The organism is Cyclobacteriaceae bacterium (assembly GCA_025808415.1).
GTDB lineage: Bacteria > Bacteroidota > Bacteroidia > Cytophagales > Cyclobacteriaceae > UBA2336.
The window spans coordinates 2,293,983-2,317,041 of record CP075525.1; the positions used below are offsets into that span (position 1 = coordinate 2,293,983).

Sequence of the window (23,059 nt, forward strand, 5' to 3'; positions counted from 1 at the left end):
ATTCATTAACTTCACTGGCTTCTTTGATAACGAAAAATCATTATTACAAATATTGAAAATGTATTTTAGGATATACAATAGTTGGACTTTGACAATTGCAATTTCAAAGCAGTTTCCCGAAAAGTTATTTGAACTAGGACAATGGATATTGCTTATTGACGGACTTATTTACTTAGGAACAAATTAATTAGACCTATGCTTAAACTTGGCGGATACCTGAATATCCTATTTGCAATCTTACATATTGTTGGATTGCTTTGGGCTGAAAAAATGTTTGAACTTGTTGGTATAGCAGAGGGAATGGCTCTTGCTAAACAAGATATACATCCTCTGTATCCGTATTTTATTACGGTAGTAGTAGCAATTTTATTTTATATAATGGGTTTGTATGGGCTCTCGGCTGACAACAAGTATAAAAAACTGCCATTATTAAAACCAATGGTATTTTGTATTGGAGGGATTTATTTGTTACGTGGAATAGGTGAACTTATTTTTGATATAGGATGGCAAAAAGCAAGTCCATTATTAGAAAACACCTACTCACTAATAGCGATTTTCGTTGGACTTTTGTATTTAGTAGGAGGAATGAAAAAATGGAAAGTAAAACAGACAAAATAATAAACAACGACCCGCTAACATCGGTTTTGTGTTATGGAGGCTGAAGTGCTTCGTATGAACAGTATTGCTAGAAATCCCCCACAGCGCAAAGCCGAGAAGAATATTGCATTTTGTGAAGTAGTCGATCTGTATTATTTGGCTGAATCTGCGGAAGCAAAGAGCAGCAGTACAAAGCCTACCCAAATGTTTCATCCCGATTTTTAGCGGGAGAGTGTCGCTGCCCCAGCCTTGTGAGGAAGGAAGATTAAGTTCTGAAATGACCGCGCGTGAAGTCTAGTATTAATTTATTCCTGATGTAAGCTCCCCATTTTTAGGACAACTCTAAATTAGGAAATTTATTCATTGTTATTGTTGTAACCGGTTGTGGGTTTGTGGGAAACTCGTTTCGAGTTTCCCATAAATCCACGGCCAGCATGTCCGCAGGACTGCGCCCTTCGAGCGCATCATGTGGACGGTCATAGTTGTAATCATTCATCCACTCATCAGCTAGGATTCTTACCTGGATAAGGGATTCAAATAAGTACGCATCGAGAACATCTCTTCGGAAGCTTCCATTGAAACGCTCGATGTATGCATTCTGTGAAGGCTTGCCCGGTTGAATAAACTGAAGCTGGATGTTGCGTTCTTCGCACCATAGGCCGAGTTTGCTTGAGATGAATTCGGGGCCATTATCAACCCTGATTCGCTGTGGTTTTCCTCTCCATTGAATGACTTGTTCAAGTACCCGTATCACTCGCTCAGCCCGTAGCGAAGTATCAACTTCAATAGCAAGGGCCTCACGGTTAAAGTCGTCCAGCAAGTTGAGTACTCTGAACTTGCGACCCGATAGAAGGGAATCACTCATAAAGTCCATCGACCAGCTTGCATTGATGTGGCTAACAGCCTCCAGGGGCTGAAGAACGCGTGCTGGTAATCTCCTTTTTCCTTTTCGTTTCATATTCAACTTCAATAATTTATACACCCGATGGATGCGTTTGTGGTTCCACAACAATCCTTCTTTCCTTATCCTGAAATACATTTTCCAAAATCCTTCGGTAGGCCGTTTCTCAGCTAAGTTCTGGAGTTTATCAATCACCGCATGATCGTCCGTCTTACTTCGATAGTAGTAAACCGAACGTGAGAGATCCATCACTTCACAGGCCCGACCGAGGCTGACTTGAAAAGTCGTTCTCAGATAATCTACACGGGTTCGCTTCTCAGCGGGCCTTAGAACTTTTTTCCCAAAACGTCTTTGAGCATCTTGTTGTCCAGCGCCAGGTCACCATACATCTGCTTGAGCTTCCGATTTTCTTCCTCAAGCTCCTTAACGCGCTTAAGTTCGTTCATCTCCATACCTCCGTACTTAGCCTTCCAATTATAAATAGTGGCTTTGGACACTCCGTGCGAACGGGCAATGTCCTGGATGTTTTTGCCAGCATCAAACTCCTTGAGAATAGTGAAAATCTGGGCTTCGGTAAATCGTGTTCTTTTCATTTTTAACAGTTTAAAGTTAGACCTTTTGTCTAATTCAAAACTGTCCTATTTTCGGGGGAGCTTACACTGAGGTACAGCTAAAATCATATCAATTCCATTAAAAAGAAGTAAAAATGAACTTTTTACTCCGTTAGTAGTATATATAAACAAATATGTTTACAATATCTTATTTATACTTATTTGATTATCTTGCCTTATGAATAAGGAGCTTGAAATACTGAAAGGCATTCATCCAGGGATTATTTTGGATCGTAAAATCAAGGAGAGAAAGCTCTCAAAGGGCCGCTTTGCCCTCATGATTAATGAATACCCACAGACTTTAGGAGCAATAACTAATGGCAAGCGGAGTATGAATACCTCTCTCGCATTGAAGATTGAGCAGGAGCTTAATTTAACAGAGGGCTTCCTAATGACTCTGCAGGTCTTTTATGACATTAAACTAGAGAAAAGAAAAATTGAAAAGGCACGTCCTGATTTCTCCAAGTTAAGACGAGGATTATTTTGGGATACCGACATGGAAAAAATTGATTGGCAGCTACAAAAGCGAGCAGTTATTCAACGGGTTTTCGAAAGAGGAAATAGTAAAGAAAAAGAGGAAATAACTCGTTTCTATGGTGATTCAGAAATTAAGCAGTTCACTTAAGAAACCAGATCAAATGCATGCCTAAAGGATTGTTCTGGGATACTGTACCACCGTTGCTAAAAGATGCTTTAACTAAGATAATGGAAGATGGTCCATTTCAGCAGTTCAGACTAGCTGGTGGTACTTCTCTAAGCCTTCAGTTGGGTCACCGCATTTCTTTTGATATAGATTTATTCACAGACGTTGTATATGATTCAGTCGACTTTGACGGTATCGACAATTTCTTGAGAGGTTCTTTCACTTACGTTTCTGAACCTCAAGCAGGGGTAATTGGAATTGGTCGGTCGTATCTGATTGGAGAAAGTGAAGATGATACAGTTAAGCTTGACTTATACTATACCGATACATTTATACAGCCAGAGTTACTAGCAGCTCCAATCCGACTAGCTACTGTAGAAGAGATAATTGCAATGAAAATTGATATTGTTCAGCGAGTTGCCAGAAAAAAAGACTTCTGGGATTTACATGAATTACTGACACAGTATACTCCAAGCAAAATGATTGAACTGCATAAAACAAGGTATCCATACAATCATGATGAAGAGGTGATCCGAACAAATTTTACAAACTTCACAATTGCTGATGGGGACTTTGATCCTATCTGTCTAAAAGGGAAGCACTGGGAATTAATAAAGTACGATTTTGTTCAAGTTTTACAGCAACCTTAATTTCCCCTACAACATCAACACACATTGTCAAACCTCCCTATACCAACAGGCACAATAAAAGCCCTGAACCACGATGATTGACCAGCTTATCTCGTATTAAGTTTTCCCTAGCTTAATACAAAGTTATGCGGTATAGTGGCGTCTTTTTTTACCACCACAATTCCTCCTGAAATAACATACAAGTCTGTTTCCCGATTTTCAAGATGCGGGCCTCCTATGATCGTAACATTATTTCCAACTTTACAATTCTTGTCGAGAATGGCATTTTCAATATGACACTCCTCGCCAATGCCCATTAATATCTCACCCGGCCTTTCTGCAATTTCTTTTAGCGTTTCATACGAGTCACTTCCCATCATATATGTTCTGATAACGGTGCTTCCTTTTCCAATTCTTGATCTCACACCAATCACAGACCGATCTATTTTTGATGCATGTATGATGGCACCATCTGCAATAACAGAATCATTTATTAAGGTACCGGAAATTTTCGAGGTTGGTAGAATTCTTGGGTGGGTATAAATGCGTTTCCTATTGTCAAATAAATTAAAACTTGGAATGTGGTCGGTCAATCCCATGTTAGCATCAAAAAATGACCGAATGTTTCCGATGTCTGTCCAATATCCTTCAAACTGGTAGCTGAGCACTTTATGTTTGCCGATAGATTGCGGGATGATTTCCTTTCCAAAATCATTTGTACTTGGATCATTCATGAGCTCGATTAACAAATCTCTGTCAAACACATAGATGCCCATGGAAGCAAGATACAACCGCCCTTCTGATTGCATGTATTCGCTCACATCCGATTTCCATTTCAGTATTTCTTCAGCATTCGGTTTTTCAATAAAACTGGTGATCATGCTTTCATGGTCAGTTTTCATAATGCCGAACTCCACCCCTTCCTCTGCTTTCACCGGAAGTGTAGCAATGGTAATTCTGGCACCACTGTCAATATGCCGTTGTATCAGTAAATTGAAATCCATTTGATACAACTGATCTCCTGAAAGGATTAATACGTATTTGAACTCATGATTAATGAAATGGTGCATGCTCTGACGCACGGCATCCGCGGTGCCCTGAAACCAACTTTTGTTGGACATCGTTTGTTCAGCTGCCAGCAAGTCAACAAATGCACGGCTAAACAAACTAAAATTGTAGGTATTCTTGATGTGACGATTGAGTGAGGCCGAATTAAATTGTGTGAGCACGAACATCCTGCTGATATTCGAATTAATACAATTAGATAAGGGTATATCTACCAATCGGTATTTACCTGCAATAGGCACAGCAGGTTTAGATCGTTTCGCTGTAAGAGGATACAAACGCGATCCCTGGCCACCGCCAAGTATTATCGCTATCACGTCATCATTAATCATGATTCATTACTTTTTTATATAATGTTGCTGTTTGGAGGGCGATCGCCTTCCAGTCAAAATATTGTTCTACTCTTTTCCTTCCATTTTCTCCCATTGTTTTTCTTAATTTTTCATCGGCCATCAGTTTATTAATTCCTGCAGCCAGGTCGCGTGAAAATTTGTCTGGGTTCGATGCTTCGAAAGGTGCTGTGGTTTCTTGTTCGAGCGGTATTAGGATTCCCGTTTCACCATCCACCACTACTTCTTTTATACCACCCACACTACTTGCCACTACCGCTGTTTTACATGCCATCGCCTCAATGTTGATAATGCCAAACGGTTCATAGATGGAGGGGCAGCAGAACACGGCCGAATGCGAATACAATTGGATTGCTTCTTTTTTACTTACCATTTCAGCTATCCAGATTACATTACTCCTGTTTTTCTGAACCTCTTCCACGCTCTGTTTCATTTCACGGCCAATCTCTTCCGTGTCAGGTGCACCGGCACATAAAACTACCTGCGTATCACTATTGATATAGTTGATGGCATTAACCAGATGGATAATTCCCTTTTGCCTGGTGATGCGGCCTACAAAAAGTACATACGGCCTCGATTTATCGATACCGAATTTGTCCAGTGCAGATGTCTCATGGGTTACATTGTATTCTTCCAGGTCGATGCCATTATAAATTACGCTCACTTTGTTTTCATCTACATGAAAGTATTTCAATACATCCTGCTTAGTTTCCTGCGATACGGCTATGACCGCATCGGCCATTTCAATGGCAGTCTTTTCAATCCACGAAGATGCGTCATATCCCCTACCCAATTGTTCCCGTTTCCATGGCCGGAGTGGCTCAAGCGAGTGAGTGGTTACAATAAGCGGTGTTCCATAACAGAGTTTTGACAAGATGCCTGCAAACTGAGCATACCAGGTATGGCAGTGTACGATATCGGCATGCATCACGCCACTATTCATTTGAATACAGGTATTCAGGGTTTTAAAGATGGGGGCTAATTCTGGTTTTGTATTGTCCAGGGTCAATTGATCAGCTTTGAATCCTAAAATTCGTAATTGTTCTGCTTCATTATTTTGATCGCCAAAGCAACGCACTTCAACTTCCATTAAACGGGATAATTCACGCGCCAGGTATTCCACATGAACACCAGCACCTCCATATACATAGGGTGGGTATTCACGTGTGTAAAAAAGTACTTTCATGATATCTTAATTCAAGTGTTTATAATAAAACAATTTAACCCGTTCCACATTACTCAAAATCATTTTCCCGACCGCTTCTATGTGCGCTAATGCTAGTCATTTCAGAAATAGCATACAATGACTATGATCAGAAACCAGTCTGTTCAATGTCAGAATTACAAGGTGTTAATTATGAAGCTTCTTACTTCAAAAGAAAAGTACTCAAAATTGAATGCCTTTGCAATCGGATGGTAATTGTTATTTCTTAACCCATAACAATGGGGGTAATGATTTTATTCATAGGGTTGATTTAACATACAATTAAACATAGTGTTTATCATGCAATTACGTCATGTAAAATAGTATATCCGCAGACAACCATTTTTCTTGTATTATTGCGCTTTTGTTTTAAGGAATAACGTCTGCTGATGCATCCAAAAGTTAAGCGATTTGCTACAATAGCCTTGCTGGAGGGGATCTCCTATGTACTGTTACTGGCAATTGCCATGTCGCTCAAGTATTTTTTCGATTTTCCTTATGCTGTAAAAGTAGTTGGATGGGCACATGGCATTTTATTCATGCTGTACATGATCCTGTTGCTTCAATGCTGGATGCATTACCAGTGGAGCATAAAGCGGGTAGCATCCTATTTTATTGCTGCACTCCTTCCTATAGTGCCATTCGTTGTTGAGCGAAATCTTAAAAAGGAATACCTCTCAACGAGTTGAGGTTCAATTGCATTGAGATACTTACCTGCAATAAATGGCGGGCTTTTTAATACTCCAGGATAAACTTTGAAAGATTCTGATGGGCATCAAGCCCTAGTTTTTTGCGCAGTCGATAACGGGCAACTTCAACTCCGCGCAGGGAAATGCCCATAAGGTTTGCAATTTCTTTTGTATCCATTTTCAGTCTCAGGAAGGCACAAAGTTTTTGTTCACCGGGGGTGAGATCTAAAAACCGGCTCGTCAACCGCGAAAGAAAATCGCCATGAACACGGTCGAAGTGGTGTTCAAATTGTTTCCAGTCTTCCTGCACCCTAAGCGTTGTATCAATTTCCTTAATAATGCGGTCCAATGCCCGCTGTTTATCTTCTACTTTATCGGTGAGTTTAGCCTGACGGATCTCCTCCTTTATGTTTTCCATGAATTCATTTTTCACAACCAGGTTCATGGTGGACGCTGCCAGCAGGTTGTTAACATGATGGAGTTCCGTTTTTATCTGTTCTTCTTTCAATTCCTGCAACTCCTTTTGTTTTTGTGCCAGTTCTTTTTGTCTGAGTTGTTCCAACCGGGCTTGTTTACCCCGGTAGTATTGCCGTTGAATGCGGTATAGCTGATATAAAATAAAAAGGGTTAGGGCAGTGTAAACCATCCAGGCATAAATACTCTTGTAAAATGGAGGTGATACAATAACCTGTACAGGGCTGCTGGTGATAATTTCTCCGCGGGAATCAAATGTTTGCACCTGAAATGTATAAGTGCCCACGCGTAGATTGGTGTACTCTTTCAGGCTTGTGTTAACCCACTTACCAAATCCCTCATCAAAGCCACTTAGGTGATACCGGAATTGCTGATTGTTGACATCTTTAAACTTAAATGATTCCACCACAAATTGTAAAACACGTGTGCCCTCGGTAATACGTACAGGTTCAACTGAAACGGGCCTGTCTTGAAAAGGCATACGTGAATACAATATGCTATCTTCTGCCACACTATATACCCGGTTTATCAGGGGCTCGCTTAGAATTGAAACCCGATCTTCCAAATCGGCATTGTAGTGTATAAAGCCCTCGTTTGCGTTGAACAGTATTCCATTCCGTATATTCTTGGATACATTGAGCAAATCGTTGTTAAAAGATTGACGCAATTGAAATAGTGATGACGGAACATAACTGTAATTACCCGGGCTAACCTGTTTGAATAAACCCACTTTATTTTCGGAATAGAGGTAAACATTCTTCTGTTTGTCCTGAGCAAGCTGGTACACCCAATTTCCTCCTATTGTTTTAGAAAACACACGTTCTTCTTCAATGTTATCCGTTGACTGATCAAGCTTAAAAATTCCTTTGGATGAGCTGATGTATAATTCATCATCGATCTTACTTAAAATAATGTATTGTTGTATTGGAAGTTTGTGGCCATCTGAGACTTTAGTAACTGTTGCTTCGGTTAATGAGTCGGTTAGTGACAGCAGGTATAAACCCTTGTAATACTGCCCTACCCATATCCTGCCCTTCCTATCTTCTTCAAAAAACCGGCTGGATTCGTTAAATCCTTTTATTTTTTGTACTTCACGAAGTTCCCCTTTTGAATTAATCGCAAACAGCAGGAGGCCAGAGTAAGTACCTGCAATAGCATAGTTAGGATTTGCTTGTAGTTGCTTCACTTGCCACAATCCATCGCTGGTAATGATGCGTGTTGCCTTTCCGTTTTCAAGCAAAAACAACCCGGTGTGATGGCCCGCATATAATTTTTTATTGATCAGTTGCATTCCATAAGCAGGCCCTTCTGTTCCATTTAGGAAAGAACTTATCGAAGCATTTGCCGGTAAAAAATAAATTCCATTGGAAGTAGTGTAGTAGGTGCCCTCTTGCGCTTCAAAGGCCTCATAACCACTTCCCTGCAACCCGATGTTTTGATTGATTAATCGTAAGGGTGATTTTATGTCAATCAAGGCAATGCCATTCTGCATGCCTACCCACAGGTTACCACTCCTATCCTGAAAAACCCGCAAGCATGCATTTGACATTAACCCTTCTTCAGTAGTAATATTTTCAAGTTGATTGGTAAGGACATCATAAATGAATAATCCGGCCCGTTGGGTCGAGATTACGATGCGCCCGTCTGAAATTTGTGTTACATGGTTTACGTACTTGCCAGAAAGTGCCCTCGCCAGTTCAGGATACACATGTATAACACCAAATGAATCAAAAAACTCAACATTTCCTGAATTGTGTATGAACAGGTAGCCCAGTTCATTACGAATTATCCCTGCAATAACCTGGTTAGCTCGGTTGCTTCGGGCAATTGGAATAAGTTTGTGACCTTCAATCTCAAAAAGCTCACCGGATGTTGATTGAGTGAACAATTTATTACCGGCCAGAAATGAACGGTTAAATCCCGAAGGATTGCTGATGACCGAAACCCGGGCACCATCGAAAGAATATATCCCTTGAAACGTGCAGAAAAATACCCTGGAATCAAAAACAAAAACATCCCATACCTCATCAAAATCCCGCGAGCCTTGCGGGATCTTTTCAAGCAGGGAAACGTAATGCCAGTCATCTTCAAAAAAACCAAAGTCGCCCTGGGAGCCGACATAAAGGCGGTTTGCTTGCTCATCAAATGCAAGTGACCGTTGTTTTTTGCCTGTGTTGAGGGCATGCGTTTGCCATTGATTGCCATTGAACGACAACACCCCAAGGTTGTTTGCAACAAACAAATTCAAATCCCTGTTTTGGGCAAAGTCGATATTTTGAATGCCTGCCCCATAATCAGCCGGGGCAAAATTCTTGATCGGGTATTTGCCATTATTGGCAGCGTGAGATGGTAATGATATACATAAAATTGGAGTGAAGAGGAATGCACGGACCAAAACACGCCAAAAGTACCCTAAAAACCCCTTTTGATGGGTTATTGTATAGTCGATCATTATCAAATATATGCATTTGAAGCCCCTTGGAACACTAAAATTGAAACTTTGTAGTAGTCAGGCGAAAGCATTGATGTAGTCATTTTTTTTACTGACCAGGTTTTATTGTTCAATTTTCAAACGTTTTCGGTAGCGTAAACTGTCAATCGATTGTGCTACTGCCTTAAACGATAAACACAAACCTGTTATGAAGAGCTTCTACCTAATATTCGGCCTCTCTCTAATTGCCCACATCGCCATTTCACAACCTGTGCAGGTAACTGTTCTACAGGACAACGCAGGCATGAAGTTGCAGGTGAACGGGAAGGATTTTATAGTCAACGGCATGAACTGGGATTATTTTCCTATAGGTACAAACTTCAACTACAGCCTATGGAAACAACCCGATGACATTATAATGGCTGCCTTAGATGCTGAAATGCCGCTATTAAGAAATATGGGTGTTAACACGATACGCCAATATACCGGGGTGCCTGCCCGATGGATACGCTACATCTACGAAAAGTATGGGATATACACCATGCTCAATCATTCCTTTGGAAGGTATGGACTAACCCTGGACGGCACGTGGGTTGCCAATACCGAGTATGCCGATCCGCGTGTAAAGAAGCTTCTGATGGCTGAAGTAACCGAAATGGTGGAGAGTTACAAAAACACACCGGGCCTGCTGCTGTTCCTGCTGGGCAACGAAAACAACTACGGGTTATTCTGGGAAGGAGCTGAAACTGAAAATATTCCAATTAAGGACAGGAAATCTACTACACGGGCAACAGCCATGTACAAATTGTTTAATGAAGCTACAGTGGCCATGAAAAAAATAGACACCACCCATCCGGTAGCGATTTGCAATGGGGATTTGCTTTTCCTGGAAATCATAAAAGAGGAATGTAAGGACATAGACATTTTTGGAACAAACATGTATCGCGGTATTTCATTTGGTGATGCCTTTGCAAGAGTGCGCGATGAGCTGAACAAGCCTATTTTATTTACTGAGTTTGGTGCCGATGCTTACAATGCTATAGACAATGCTGAAGATCAACAGTCGCAAGCTTATTATATGGTAGGCAACTGGAAAGAAATTTATGGAAACGCTGCAGGTTTGGGAAAAGTTGGGAATTCGTTAGGCGGTTTCACCTTTCAATTTAGTGACGGGTGGTGGAAATATGGGCAAACAAAAAATCTTGATGTGCATGATACGAACGCTTCGTGGGCTAACGGAGGATACCAGAACGATTTTGTAGAGGGTGAAAACAACATGAATGAAGAGTGGTTTGGTATCTGCGCCAAAGGGAAGACTACACCACGAGGACTCTACACACTTTATCCGCGTGCCGCCTACTATGCATTAAAGGAAGCACATTCCATCGATCCTTACGCAGTAGGAATGACACTTGAGGGCATCGAAAATCATTTTTCATCTATCCAATTAATTGATGCCGTTCTTAAGGCGCGCAGCGATAAGGCTGCGTTAATCGGGGAGCAAAGCCAAAAATTACGCATCAGCGAGTTGCGTGCTGAATTTTCAACGTTTATGACCGGAGGAAAACTTGTAACCACACCCGATGTTCCCACCCCTGGTTACGCCACGTATCCCAATCAACTGGGCTTCGACCACATGGAATCATTTTTTGTTGGTGTTGAGGCTAATCCGGCATCGAATGTGCGGGCAAATGTTGTATTTAATGTGCTGGGCAATGTTGCACAAAATCCAATAAATGAAATATTCTACGAAAACAGGGGACGCCCCATCGAATTACAGACCCAACCCGGAAGCCAGGTTATCACTTCGCTGGATCGTGTAGCGGTTTACAGGGCCGAGTACTCGTGGAACCATAAGCTATTTGAACTGGAAGGTTTTTACCGAACAGGCCACTATCACTGGGGTTATGAAGGTGATTTTTTTGGGCTGTACCCAGAAGCCAATTATGGCCCCAATATCGACATCTATAATGGCCTTGCCCCACAAGGCATAGAAGTTACCGGAAAAAAAATGATAAAAGGGTTAAAGGTGGCCTTTGGTCGCGAACTGTGGTGGGGAGCAAACCCAGCCGTGTTGGTAAAATATCAACGTCAGGTGGGCAAGCTAAACCTTACCGGAATTTTCCACGAAGACCTTGATGATCCCGGAGTGGCCATCAGCTCGATTGCTGTACCGCAACCCCGCACCAGGAGGGTAACCTTGCAAGCTGAAACAAAATTGTTCGACAAACTAAAGATTGAAGTAGGCGGTATTTGGGGCGGCCAGCCGCTGGTGGGCAGAGGGTTTCAAGTAGTACGGGGCGAGGAAAATAACCAACAGGTTTATGATGATAAGGTTCAATCAACCGACACGTGGGGCGGCAAGGTTAAGCTCAGCTATGCTGCAGGGCGGATTAACTGGTATGTGCAAGCTGCCGCACAAGGATTAGTGGCTAATGGCGGTGGAGATTATACAAGAACCTTTACCGGCTGGACACTCAAAGATAGTGGAAGCGGAAACAAAAATAATTTCCTGACAGGCTTCACGTACACTTACGGTAAATGGCAAATCGCACCAAATTTTTTGTGGCAGAAACCGCTCATCGATCCAATACCATTAAATGCCCCCGCCCCTGCCCGATCAAGAAATATCCTGGACGATCCTTTCGTTGTGCGATCAAACCGTGAAACAGTAGCGGGCGAACTTCTTTTAACATTCGATCCAACTCCGGGCACATGGATGTACGAATGGGATAACGACCGGGCAGAAGATGCTCCTCTGGCGGCCAGTATTGGATTTGTCTTTCGTCACCTTCCTACCACGCAGGATGCAGCTGTTATTTTTCCGGGAACGGGTCGTGTACCCACGGCTGCAGTTAGCGCACCGCCTGGATTAGACCTGTGGGAAGTTAATGCACGCATCGTGTCTAAGATCAATCCTCAACTTGGTTTTATCGCACTGTTGTACGGTGGCAATGGTCAGGCCAATGGGCCCGACCCGAGAACCGTTGAGCGTTATGGTGGTGACATCAGGTTAATCTATAAGACCATCAAGCTTTCATCACACCTTAAAGTTAACGATTGGGGACCCTTCGACTATCATCGGGATTTCAACCTCACCTTCCCATTACAGGTGATGGCCGACATCTCCACCACGGTGGGAAAACAGGACTGGTTTATCCTGCCAAATACCACACTGGGTATGCGGTTTACCTGGCGTTCGTTGGATCAGTATTCACCCCGCTATAATCCAACCCAAACCGTGGATATCAGTGGTAATGTGGTACCCAATCCCACGGCCATTGGTTTTCCTAATGGTAATGAGTGGGAACTGCGGACTTATATACACATTAATGTTGGCAAGTAGATTATGGGAAATGAAATGAAAACAACGGTTATGAAAAACTTCAGGTATGCCCTTGGCGCCCTGTTAACATTTGTGGCATTCGGCTGCACAAGAGAAATCGAAGACCTTCCGCTGGCGAAGTTTAGTAAAACCAGCTATATCTTCAACGATACCTTTGTTGGGTTAGGCAGCAATTTTTATTTCCCCTATGCGGGAGCAAAACCCGATGTGTTTTCGGTTGATCAGCGCGAGAGTTACCTGGGAAATGCATCGATACGAATTGATGTACCCAACGCCAATGACCCCGGAGGAAATTTTGCGGGGGCTATTTTTAGAATTGACGGTGCAGGACGTGACCTTACAGAGTATAACGCCCTTACATTTTGGGCCAGGGCAAGTCAGTCAGCCACCATTGCTGAAGTTGGTTTCGGTCAGGATTTTTTAGGTGATACTTTCCGCGCCTTTGCAACCAACCTGAGTTTTACCACGCAATGGAAAAAATTTATTATTCCTTTGCCTGATCCTTCCCGGCTAACGCAAGAGCGAGGCGTATTTCAATTTGCCGCGGGCGGTATCGGACCTGCAGGGCAAGAAGTTGGCTATTCCTTTTGGATTGATGAATTACGGTTTGAAAAACTCGGAACGGTGGCGCATCCATTACCAAAAATACTCAACGGCAATAACCAGGTTACCGCATCATTTAATGGTGTCACTATTCCCGTTACCGGTACAAGTGTTACGTATAATGTAAATGGCCTTGATGTGCCGGTTTATGCAGCGCCCGCTTATTTCAATTTTGCATCTTCCAATCCATCGGTTGCAACAGTGAATAACCTTGGCGCAATAACGGTATTAAGTGCAGGCACAACAACGATCACCGGCTCCATCGGAACGGGCAGCAGTCAAATGAATGCTTTGGGTTCCCTCGTAATTAATTCGGCCGGCCCGTTTATTTCGGCACCTACCCCTCCAGCCAGAAACCCAGCTGATGTTGTATCCATTTTCAGTGATGCTTATAACAACGTACAGGTAGATAACTACAATGGCTTTTTTCAATTCGCCACCACCCAGGGCGGTGCCATAAACATTGCAGGCGATAATATCCTGAGTTATACCAGCCTGAATTTTGTCAGCATCAACATGTTCAACTCCCCAAATGTGGATGCTTCCGCCATGACACACATGCATGTAGATATAAACGTGCGTGAAGCTGTTAATCCGGGAGATTTCATCAGGATAGTGTTAATCAATAATAACGGGCCGACAGAAACATCAGCCAGCATAAACCTGGTTGATTACAAACCGTTGTTGCAGAACCAATGGGTAAGTTATGACATACCGCTCAATAATTTTGTTGGCTTGGGCGCACGGAATGATATCGATTTGATATTCTTTGTTTCAGATGCCACCATATCCAGCATTTATGTAGACAATGTGTACTTCTACAGATGACCGATAAACGAAAAAACTAAAACCAGAAAAAATGAAGATCGGTACCTATACTTCTTTTAATCAAATGCTGATTGTAACCGTTGGGTTGGCATTAGCATTTAGTTGTGATAACCAAAATGAACTCCCCGACAGGGGCTATACTTTAGTGTGGTCGGATGAATTTAACGGAAACAGCGGAGATCCGCCAAATCCAAATTTTTGGTCATATGACATTGGCCGGGGTATCAATGGATGGGGTAACAATGAATTGCAGTTTTACACCAACCGCCCTCAAAATATTTCGCTTGATGGCCGCGGTAACATGGTGATCACGGCCATTAAAGAATCCTACCAAGGCAGTGCATATACATCGGCACGAATTAAAACAAAGGGGTTAAAAGAATTTAAATATGGCCGTGTGGAGGCTCGTTTAAAAACTCCTTACAGCCAAGGCTTGTGGCCGGCCTTCTGGGTGCTCGGTAACAATATCGATGAGGTAAGCTGGCCGCAATGTGGTGAAATTGACATCATGGAACTAAGGGGACAGCAACCCAGCATCATTGCCGGTTCAATCCACGGCCCGGGATATTCAGCAGGTAACGCCATAGGAAAAAGTTTTCACCTGATCGATGCAAGGTTTGATACGGAGTATCATGTTTTTGCTGTTGAGTGGGGTCCCGATTTCATTGATTTCTTTGTTGACAAGAATCTTTACCAGCGACTATCCCCTGCAAATTTACCGAATGCCAGCGAATGGGTATTTGATAAACCATTTTTCATCCTGCTTAACGTAGCGGTGGGCGGAGATTATGTGGGGGCGCCTTCAACCAATTCGCGCTTTCCGCAAACCATGATTGTGGACTATGTTAGAGTGTATCAATAGGCTTAGATAAATAGAATTAACGTAAAACTAAATCAAGGATAATATGATGACCAAACTAAAAATCAATCATGTCTTGCTGGCCCTGTCGCTTAGCGCGATCACGGTCTTTATGGGTTGTAACGATGATGAAGAAATCCCAAAACCCATTGCAAGCTTCACCTTTACCATCGATGCAGTAACGGGTGGCATCGTCACGTTCACCAATACTTCGCAAAATGCAGATAGTTACGAATGGAATTTTGGAGACGGAACTTTTTCCACATTGGAAAATCCCCAAAAAACCTACATGGCAAATGGTAATTATAATGTGTCCCTCACCGCGACCAATCAAGGTGGTTCAGCTGTGGCCACGCAAACGGTCACCATCAACCTGATTGTGGACATGACAGATACAGAGGCTCCGGTAATTACCTTACTGGGCGCCACAAGTATTGAAATACCCATTGGGGCTACCTTTACTGACCCGGGCGCTACAGCCAATGATAATGTGGATGGAAACATCACCAGTAACATTGTAGTAACGGGTTCAGTAAATACTTTACAACCGGGTGCTTACACGCTTAAATACAATGTAAGTGATGCTGCCGGTAATGCTGCCACAGAAGTTTCACGCACGGTAACCGTTACATTCGATGACGGATTGCTAACCAATGGTGATTTTCAGAATGGCCCTGCCGGATGGATCGGTAATGGACTGGATGTACGCGAAGAAGGAGGTAATAAATACTCTTTCTCAAACGTTACTTCGGCCGGTAACCCATTTGATGTTAATGTAAGCCAGGTGCTCCCATTACAAATTGGAAATAAATATAAGCTTTCCTTTAATGCTTCTACTGATCGGCCAAGCGGACGTAAAATAATTGCTGGTATTGGACTAAACGAACCCCCCTGGACCAACGTTACCAATGAATTTACCATAACCACTACGGTTCAACGATTCAGTGCGGAATTTGTGGCCAATTTCAGTAGTTCAAACAGCAGAGTGCTTTTTGATTTGGGAGCAGAGATTGGTGTTGTTGTTCTTGATAATGTATCGCTTGAACTGGTTGCCGAAAATACTTCTGCTTTGCCACTCAATTTTGAGAATGGAAAAGAAGTGGCGTCAGTATTCAACGGTGCTTCTTTTGCAGTAGTGAACGATCCATCCAACGCTTCCAACAAAGTCGGAAAAATCACCAACTCAGGAGCACAATGGGAAGGCGTAACCTTCTTCCTCGGAACTGCCGTAAACTTTAGCACCAGCAAAGTAATCACTATGCGGTTCAATACAACTACAGCAGGGGTACCTGTTCTTATGAAATTTGAAAGTGGAACAGCTGATCCCGTAGAAGTAGCTGTAACCGCAGCGATCACAGGATGGCAGGATCTCACTTTTAACTTTACTTCGGCTACTGCCTCTTATAAACAAGTTACCCTATTCGTTGATGGTCCAGGCAATACATCAGGTGATTTCTACATCGATGACCTTGCACAACAAGCCGGTTCAGGAGGAACAAGTGGCTGTGCCGGGACACCTGTACCCGCAACAGCTTTCCCGGTAACGTTCGAAACATGTGAAACATTTTTAAGCACATTCACCGATGCGGGAAGCATTTCCACCGAGCTTGCCGCCAACCCATCAAAATCTGGAATCAACCTTTCCAATTACTCATTAAAAGTTGTGAAAGCTGCCGGCACGAACCGTTGGGCAGGATTTCAAAATACATTTGCCAGCAATATTGACCTCACCAAAACACTTAAGCTTAAGGTATATTCATCAAAAGCGAATGTTGTTATGAGGTTTGAAGTGAACGGCAATCCTCAAGATCCCGGGTCGGGCAATCCACCTCCTCAGTTCAAGACCATAGTACAAGCTAATACCTGGGTTGCTGTTGAAGTTAACTTCACAGGCATACCCCCCAGCAATACCGGAGTAAATCAATTGGTGATTAAACCCGATAACCCGGATGGCACGGATGGCCAAGTGACCAGCGCTACTGAGACGTATTATTTTGATGATCTAACACTAGAAGCCGGTGGGCCCGGTGGAACCGATGGAGCTTTCTTCCTGGAGAACTTTAATAATGCGAGTTCAATAGACAAATGGTCAAAACTTGCAAATGCCGACAACAACAGTAATGCTACGGTAACGTATAGCTCAACAGGCGGTGTAAACGGAACCGGTGCTATTCTATTAACCTTGAATGATCCGGCAGGTGGCGCATATATTTTCAGATATACAAACGCTGCCGTCAATTACAATGGAAAAACAAACATCCGGATAAAGTATGATGTTAAAGTCGTTACGCCTATTGTTAGTTCAGCATTGCACATGCAAACACAAACACCCCAACCGGGTGGTGGAGTAATTACAACGAATACATTTGATACCCAGGGATCAATAAATAGTTCAACATTTACAACGATTTCCCAGAATGTAAATTCAATCGATCCTGCCGGGACGTTATTTATCATTGATTTCAATTTTGCTACCGGTGGTGGAGGTTCAGGAGCGGTGTTGATTGATAACGTCAGGATAGAAGAACAATAGAGTATCAATCAAGTAAGTAATTTTCAACGAACCGGGTTAATTAACCCGGTTCGTTTTACGCTTTCATTGTATAAGGCTTACCTAATTATATGCAACGTGTTAGTGGCGATCAGCAGCTTAAGCACAAAGTAACCCTGGAAATGGTTACGCTTAACTCGGAGGTATTCTTGAAGATATTGAATTGTGACAGCATACGCCCGTTCTTCATGAGCATCATCAGCGACTCCAACCATTGGATGTTCATCGGAAGCAATGGCGGATTGTCTGCCGGAAGAAAGAATGCTGAGTATGCGCTGTTTCCGTATTACACCGATGACAAGATCATTGAATCTGCCGAACTCACCGGATCGAAAACCATTATCCGCGTGAAGCAGGGAAGTAAACAACAGGTATGGGAACCTTATTCGGTTCACTTTGCCAACCTCTACAACCTGCAGCGCAACCTCTACAAGAGCATTTACGGCAACAAAATCATTTTTGAAGAAATCAATCATGACCTGAACCTCACCTTTCAGTACCAATGGAGTAACAGCAATGCCTACGGATTTGTAAAAACCAGCAGGCTGATCAATCATTCGGAAGCAGAAGTTCATGTCTCGGTATTGGATGGCATCCAAAATATTCTGCCCTATGGCGTGGGCAGCGCTCTGCAAAACATGCGGAGCAACCTCGTGGATGCTTACAAAAGAAACGAACTGGATAAAACCAGCGGAGTGGGAATCTTTTCCCTCAGCGCCATTATTGTGGATAAGGCCGAACCCAGTGAAGCACTGAAAGCCAATATGGCCTGGTCTGTCGGACTGGAACATGCGAAGTGGCTCCTATCCTCCCTGCAACTCGAACATTTCAGAAAGGGATTGCCTGTCCATGAAGAAGAAGACATCAAAGCGGAAAAAGGTGCCTACTTCATTCAGGCTGATCTCGTGCTGGCGCCCAAAAGCGAAAAGGAATGGATGATTGTGGCAGATGTCAATCAGACTGTTTCACAAGTCATTGCCCTGTCGAAAACAATTCAAAGCGACAAGCACCTGGCATCCAGGATCCGTGAAGACATTGCGGCTGGTACCCAGCAACTCATCAGGCTCAATGCGGCTGCCGATGGCCTGCAACTGACCGCTGACGGACTGAAAGATACCCGGCACTTTGCCAACGTGATGTTCAACATCATGCGCGGAGGCATATTCGATAACCACTATCAGATCGAAAGGAACGACCTGGAGCAATATCTTGCCAATGCAAATCAGGAAGTCTGCAGGCGGCATAAACAAAGCATTCAAAAACTTCCAGGTAGTATTCCGCTCACCGACCTCACAGCATTCGCTTCAGCATCGGATGACCAGGATCTGAAACGCCTGTGCATGGAATACCTGCCGTTGAAATTCAGCAGAAGGCACGGTGATCCGAGCAGGCCGTGGAACCAGTTTTCCATCAACCTTGTCAATGAGGCTGACGGATCAAAAGTGCTGGACTATGCGGGTAACTGGCGGGACATCTTCCAGAACTGGGAGGCGCTGGCCCATTCCTATCCCGCCTTTATTGACGGCATGATCTTCAAATTTCTAAATGCCTCTACATTTGACGGATATAATCCCTACCGGATCACTAAGAACGGCATCGACTGGGAAAAAATCGAAGCGGATGATCCGTGGTCGTATATCGGCTACTGGGGCGACCACCAGATTATCTACCTGCTGAAGTTCCTGGAGTTTGCGGAAAACTATGAGCCGGGTAAACTGGCCAGGTATTTCCAGGAAAATATTTTCGTGTACGCCAATGTGCCTTACAAGATTAAGCCCTACAAAGACATCCTCAGCAATCCCAAAGACACGATTGACTTTGATCATACGTTAGACCATGCCATACAGGAACGCTGGTCATCGCTTGGTGCAGACAGTGCTTTGCTTCAAAACACGCAGGGAGAAATTCATCATGTCAACTTCATTGAAAAGATTCTTGCCACCGTGTTATCCAAGCTTTCCAACTTCATACCCGAAGGCGGCATCTGGATGAATACACAACGGCCTGAGTGGAATGATGCCAACAATGCCCTCGTAGGCAATGGTGTATCGGTGGTGACGCTGTGCTACCTGAGAAGGTTTATGGCATTCTTTAAAGAGTTGCTTGAACAGAGCACAATCAGGGAAGTAAAAGTTTCAGAAGAGTTGCATGCCTTCTATGACGAAATCAGGAATACGCTGTTAAAGAATAAGCATTTGCTGTCCGGATCAATCAGCGACAAGGACAGAAAAACGATTCTGGACGGATTAGGCATGGCCGGCAGCAATTACCGGCTGAGGATATACCAGCAGCCCTTCAGCGATCAGCGCAGCACATTATCCGTTAGTGATCTCCTGGCGTTTTCAACCGTATGCCTCGAATACCTGGAGCATACTATCCGGGCCAATAAAAGACAGGATAACCTGTATCACGCCTATAATTTAATGACAGTGGAAAACAGCCAGGAGGTTTCCATATCCTACCTCAGCGAAATGCTGGAAGGACAAGTGGCTGTGTTGAGCTCCGGTTATTTAACATCCAATCAAGTACTTCAAACATTAGACAGCCTGCGGGCGAGCAAACTCTACCAGGAGGATCAGTTCAGTTACCTGTTGTACCCCAACAAAAACCTGCCGGGCTTCCTTGTCAAGAATAACATCGCCCCATCGGATATTGCCGCATCGACATTGCTTACCAAACTGCTGAGTGACGGCAACACACGAATCGTTGAGCAGGATGTCGTTGGCGGTTACCACTTCAACGGGAATTTCAACCATGCATCAGGCTTACAAAAAGCGCTGGATGCACTGGAAGAAAAGTACCAGGCATCCCCTTCCGAAAAAGATCAGGTACTGAAAATTTTTGAAAAAGTTTTCTACCATAAAGCGTTCACAGGCCGGTCGGGTACATTCTTCGGCTATGAAGGTTTGGGGTCGATATACTGGCACATGGTTTCCAAACTCCAGCTGGCCGTGCAGGAATGTTGTGTCAAAGCCATCCGGGATAAGGAAGAGGATGCTGTGATTGGTAAATTGCTAACGCACTACTACGAGATCAACGAAGGTATTGGTGTTCATAAGTCCCCTTCGCTGTACGGAGCGTTTCCAACAGATCCGTACTCACATACACCGGCAACAAAAGGCGCCCAGCAGCCTGGTATGACCGGCCAGGTGAAAGAAGACATCATATCACGCTTTGGTGAGCTGGGGGTATTTGTGCTGAACGGCCAACTGTATTTTAATCCGGCCATGCTGCGGAAGAATGAATTCTTATCCGCTCCCAAAGTCTTTAGCTACATCAATGTGAAAGGTGAAGCTATTGCGTTGCCATTGAAAGAGAAATCTTTATGCTTTACGTACTGCCAGGTTCCGGTAATCTATCAACTTACCGATCAGCCCGGACTTGAAATAGTTTTTTCAGATGGCAGCATTGCTAAATCAGAGAGCCTCAGCCTGGATAAACTCACCAGCCAGAAAATTGCCCAAAGAACGGGTGACGTGGTGCGCCTTGTTGTTCACATGAACCAATCCATGCTCATGCCATGAAGAACAACCGGCACCTGGAAGAAAAAGTGGAAGCGCTGCTGGCGCAGATGACCCTGGATGAAAAGATCGGGCAGATGACACAGGTACGGCATTTTGATGACATTACCGTAGACGATATCAGAACGAAATTCATCGGGTCAGTCATCCATACACAGGGTCCGTTGCCCGGCAATACGGCAGCCGAGTGGCAGGCAAAATTTACCGAACTGCAACAGCAGGCTTTATCAACACGCGTGGGCATACCGCTGCTGTTTGGTGTAGATGCCGTGCATGGGCAGAACACCTATGAAGGCGCCACCATCTTTCCGCATAACATCGGCTTGGGCGCTACGCGCAATGCCGGACTGGTAGAGCAAGCCGCGGCCATCACCGCGGTTGAATCGAAAGCCACGGGATTCAACTGGGTGTTTTCACCCTGTGTGGCGATTCCGTTCAATGAAAAGTGGGGCCGTGTGTATGAAGCCTTCTCCGAAAGCACCGAACTCACGGCTGAATTAACCAGAGCTTCCGTCCGCGGGCACCAGGGAGCATCTGATGCTTTTACCGTGATGGCAACCGCCAAACATTTTATTGGTGACGGTGCTACTGATTTTGGTGTGGAAGGCGGCAATACTACACTGAGCCTGGATGAAATCAGGCAACGGCTCCTCCCGCCCTACAAAGTGGCTATTGACAATGGTATTTGTTCCGTGATGGCATCCTTCAATACGCTGGACGGAATACCGATGCATGCGCACAAAGCCATGATCACCGGATTGTTAAAAGAGGATTTGAATTTCGGTGGCATTGTCGTCTCCGACTGGAAAGCCTACTCCCGCTTTGGCGGTAACGACATCATCAATGCCGGCATCGACATGGTGATGGCCGTTGACGGTGACTTGGGCATGTTCCAGGAAGGTGTCAGGAACGGAGTGCTGAACGGTGAAATATCCCCGGAGAGAATTGATGATGCCGTGCGCAGGATTTTACGAATGAAATTCCGGATGGGTCTTTTTGATCATCCGTTTCCGGATGAAACGCTGATCAGCAAGATCGGCATTCAAGAACATCGTGATGTGGCGCGACAAGCCGTGCGGGAATCTTTGGTGCTGCTCAAAAATCACAACAACATACTGCCGCTGAAGAGAGATGCCAGGGTTGTGCTGGTGGGTGAATTTGCCGATAACTCCGGCTTGCAGTCCGGTGGCTGGACGGTGAACTGGCAGGGTACAACAGAAAATTACAAAGGCGCTACTACTATCCTGGATGGCTTCAAAAAATATTCAACCGGAGAAATACTATATGATAAAGATGGTCTTGCCACTATGGATCATGCCGATGTGGCTGTGATTGTTATTGGCGAAACACCTTACGCAGAGTTCTTTGGTGACATTGGCGGTGAGATGAACAAGTACCAGCTCACGCTGACAGAAGCTCATCAGCAACTTATTGATACCTATACAGCTAAAGGAATTAAAACCGTAGTGATCCTGATTTCCGGACGGCCGCTGGTAGTCACCAGGCAGATTAACCAGTGCGATGCTTTTGTGGCGGCATGGTTGCCGGGCTCTGAAGGGGATGGTATTGCTGAAGTCCTGTACGGTGCACATGACTTCAAGGGAAAGCTCCCCCACGCCTGGCCCAAATCGGAAGAAGATTATACCGGAAAGTATGGTCCGAATTATTGGGACATTACAACTGAACCGCTTTTTCCTTATGGATACGGATTGCACTATAACCGACCGCTATGAACCATGGATTTAAGACATCAATTA

15 protein-coding genes and 1 pseudogene are annotated in these 23,059 nt (G+C 44.0%); 11 read left to right on the forward strand and 5 right to left on the reverse strand.

What is annotated here, in order from left to right:
- Positions 1-11: 11 nt before the first annotated feature.
- Complete coding sequence (locus KIT51_10500; GenBank protein UYN88558.1) at positions 12-53, reverse strand: hypothetical protein; 42 nt, start codon at positions 51-53, stop codon at positions 12-14.
- A 142-nt stretch (positions 54-195) separates the two neighbouring features.
- Between KIT51_10500 and KIT51_10505 the strand changes: the two genes are divergently transcribed.
- The gene (locus KIT51_10505) at positions 196-618 is read left to right on the forward strand and encodes a hypothetical protein (protein ID UYN85324.1); all 423 of its coding nucleotides are present in this window, start codon (positions 196-198) and stop codon (positions 616-618) included.
- Between the two features lie 54 nt (positions 619-672).
- On the forward strand, positions 673-822 hold the full coding sequence (locus KIT51_10510; GenBank protein UYN85325.1) for a hypothetical protein: 150 nt from the start codon (positions 673-675) through the stop codon (positions 820-822).
- Positions 823-1,027: 205 nt separating this feature from the next.
- On the opposite strand, the pseudogene KIT51_10515 reads toward KIT51_10510, so the two are convergent.
- Positions 1,028-2,091, reverse strand: a pseudogene (locus KIT51_10515) (IS3 family transposase).
- A gap of 196 nt (positions 2,092-2,287) precedes the next feature.
- On the opposite strand from KIT51_10515, the gene KIT51_10520 reads away from it, so the two are divergent.
- Positions 2,288-2,734 carry a plasmid maintenance system antidote protein gene (locus KIT51_10520; protein UYN85326.1) on the forward strand — a complete coding sequence of 149 codons (447 nt, stop codon included), beginning with the start codon at positions 2,288-2,290 and terminating at the stop codon, positions 2,732-2,734.
- Between the two features lie 17 nt (positions 2,735-2,751).
- A complete protein-coding gene (locus KIT51_10525; protein UYN85327.1) occupies positions 2,752-3,402 on the forward strand; it encodes a nucleotidyl transferase AbiEii/AbiGii toxin family protein in 651 nt (216 codons plus the stop codon).
- A 107-nt stretch (positions 3,403-3,509) separates the two neighbouring features.
- Here the strand turns inward: KIT51_10525 and KIT51_10530 are convergent, their stop codons facing one another.
- Together KIT51_10530 and glgA are read right to left on the reverse strand one after the other, a co-directional pair.
- Positions 3,510-4,778: a glucose-1-phosphate adenylyltransferase gene (locus KIT51_10530; protein ID UYN85328.1), complete on the reverse strand. Its 1,269-nt coding sequence runs from the start codon at positions 4,776-4,778 to the stop codon at positions 3,510-3,512.
- Positions 4,771-5,982, reverse strand: a complete 1,212-nt coding sequence (gene glgA / locus KIT51_10535) for a glycogen synthase (protein UYN85329.1) — start codon at positions 5,980-5,982, stop codon at positions 4,771-4,773. Before glgA ends, KIT51_10530 begins: the two co-directional genes overlap by 8 nt.
- 407 nt (positions 5,983-6,389) lie before the next feature.
- Between glgA and KIT51_10540 the strand changes: the two genes are divergently transcribed.
- Positions 6,390-6,689 carry a DUF3817 domain-containing protein gene (locus KIT51_10540; protein ID UYN85330.1) on the forward strand — a complete coding sequence of 100 codons (300 nt, stop codon included), beginning with the start codon at positions 6,390-6,392 and terminating at the stop codon, positions 6,687-6,689.
- A gap of 46 nt (positions 6,690-6,735) precedes the next feature.
- Here KIT51_10540 and KIT51_10545 read toward each other — a convergent pair whose 3' ends face one another.
- A complete protein-coding gene (locus KIT51_10545; GenBank protein ID UYN85331.1) occupies positions 6,736-9,615 on the reverse strand; it encodes a hypothetical protein in 2,880 nt (959 codons plus the stop codon).
- Positions 9,616-9,802: 187 nt separating this feature from the next.
- Here KIT51_10545 and KIT51_10550 point away from each other — a divergent pair, with 187 nt between their 5' ends.
- The 6 genes from KIT51_10550 (at position 9,803) to KIT51_10575 (ending at position 23,035) form a co-directional block, all read left to right on the forward strand.
- Positions 9,803-12,940, forward strand: a complete 3,138-nt coding sequence (locus KIT51_10550; GenBank protein ID UYN85332.1) for a glycosidase — start codon at positions 9,803-9,805, stop codon at positions 12,938-12,940.
- A 30-nt stretch (positions 12,941-12,970) separates the two neighbouring features.
- On the forward strand, positions 12,971-14,371 hold the full coding sequence (locus KIT51_10555) for an Ig-like domain-containing protein (GenBank protein UYN85333.1): 1,401 nt from the start codon (positions 12,971-12,973) through the stop codon (positions 14,369-14,371).
- Between the two features lie 31 nt (positions 14,372-14,402).
- The gene (locus tag KIT51_10560) at positions 14,403-15,233 is read left to right on the forward strand and encodes a glycoside hydrolase family 16 protein (protein ID UYN85334.1); all 831 of its coding nucleotides are present in this window, start codon (positions 14,403-14,405) and stop codon (positions 15,231-15,233) included.
- A gap of 43 nt (positions 15,234-15,276) precedes the next feature.
- Positions 15,277-17,763 (forward strand): DUF5011 domain-containing protein, encoded by a 2,487-nt coding sequence (locus KIT51_10565; protein UYN85335.1) that lies wholly within the window; start codon positions 15,277-15,279, stop codon positions 17,761-17,763.
- A gap of 140 nt (positions 17,764-17,903) precedes the next feature.
- The gene (locus tag KIT51_10570; protein UYN88559.1) at positions 17,904-21,305 is read left to right on the forward strand and encodes a hypothetical protein; all 3,402 of its coding nucleotides are present in this window, start codon (positions 17,904-17,906) and stop codon (positions 21,303-21,305) included.
- A complete protein-coding gene (locus KIT51_10575; GenBank protein UYN85336.1) occupies positions 21,302-23,035 on the forward strand; it encodes a glycoside hydrolase family 3 C-terminal domain-containing protein in 1,734 nt (577 codons plus the stop codon). Before KIT51_10570 ends, KIT51_10575 begins: the two co-directional genes overlap by 4 nt.
- Positions 23,036-23,059 lie beyond the last annotated feature (24 nt).

Coding starts and splice junctions, on each gene's coding strand:
- KIT51_10505 (UYN85324.1), top strand. CDS start 196: ATGCTTAAACTTGGCGGATACCTGAATATCCTATTTGCAATCTTACAT.
- KIT51_10575 (UYN85336.1), top strand. CDS start 21,302: ATGAAGAACAACCGGCACCTGGAAGAAAAAGTGGAAGCGCTGCTGGCG.
- KIT51_10560 (UYN85334.1), top strand. CDS start 14,403: ATGAAGATCGGTACCTATACTTCTTTTAATCAAATGCTGATTGTAACC.
- KIT51_10565 (UYN85335.1), top strand. CDS start 15,277: ATGATGACCAAACTAAAAATCAATCATGTCTTGCTGGCCCTGTCGCTT.
- KIT51_10510 (UYN85325.1), top strand. CDS start 673: ATGAACAGTATTGCTAGAAATCCCCCACAGCGCAAAGCCGAGAAGAAT.
- KIT51_10530 (UYN85328.1), bottom strand. CDS start 4,778: ATGATTAATGATGACGTGATAGCGATAATACTTGGCGGTGGCCAGGGA.
- KIT51_10520 (UYN85326.1), top strand. CDS start 2,288: ATGAATAAGGAGCTTGAAATACTGAAAGGCATTCATCCAGGGATTATT.
- KIT51_10550 (UYN85332.1), top strand. CDS start 9,803: ATGAAGAGCTTCTACCTAATATTCGGCCTCTCTCTAATTGCCCACATC.
- glgA (UYN85329.1), bottom strand. CDS start 5,982: ATGAAAGTACTTTTTTACACACGTGAATACCCACCCTATGTATATGGA.
- KIT51_10540 (UYN85330.1), top strand. CDS start 6,390: ATGCATCCAAAAGTTAAGCGATTTGCTACAATAGCCTTGCTGGAGGGG.
- KIT51_10545 (UYN85331.1), bottom strand. CDS start 9,615: ATGATCGACTATACAATAACCCATCAAAAGGGGTTTTTAGGGTACTTT.
- KIT51_10525 (UYN85327.1), top strand. CDS start 2,752: ATGCCTAAAGGATTGTTCTGGGATACTGTACCACCGTTGCTAAAAGAT.
- KIT51_10570 (UYN88559.1), top strand. CDS start 17,904: ATGGTTACGCTTAACTCGGAGGTATTCTTGAAGATATTGAATTGTGAC.
- KIT51_10555 (UYN85333.1), top strand. CDS start 12,971: ATGAAAAACTTCAGGTATGCCCTTGGCGCCCTGTTAACATTTGTGGCA.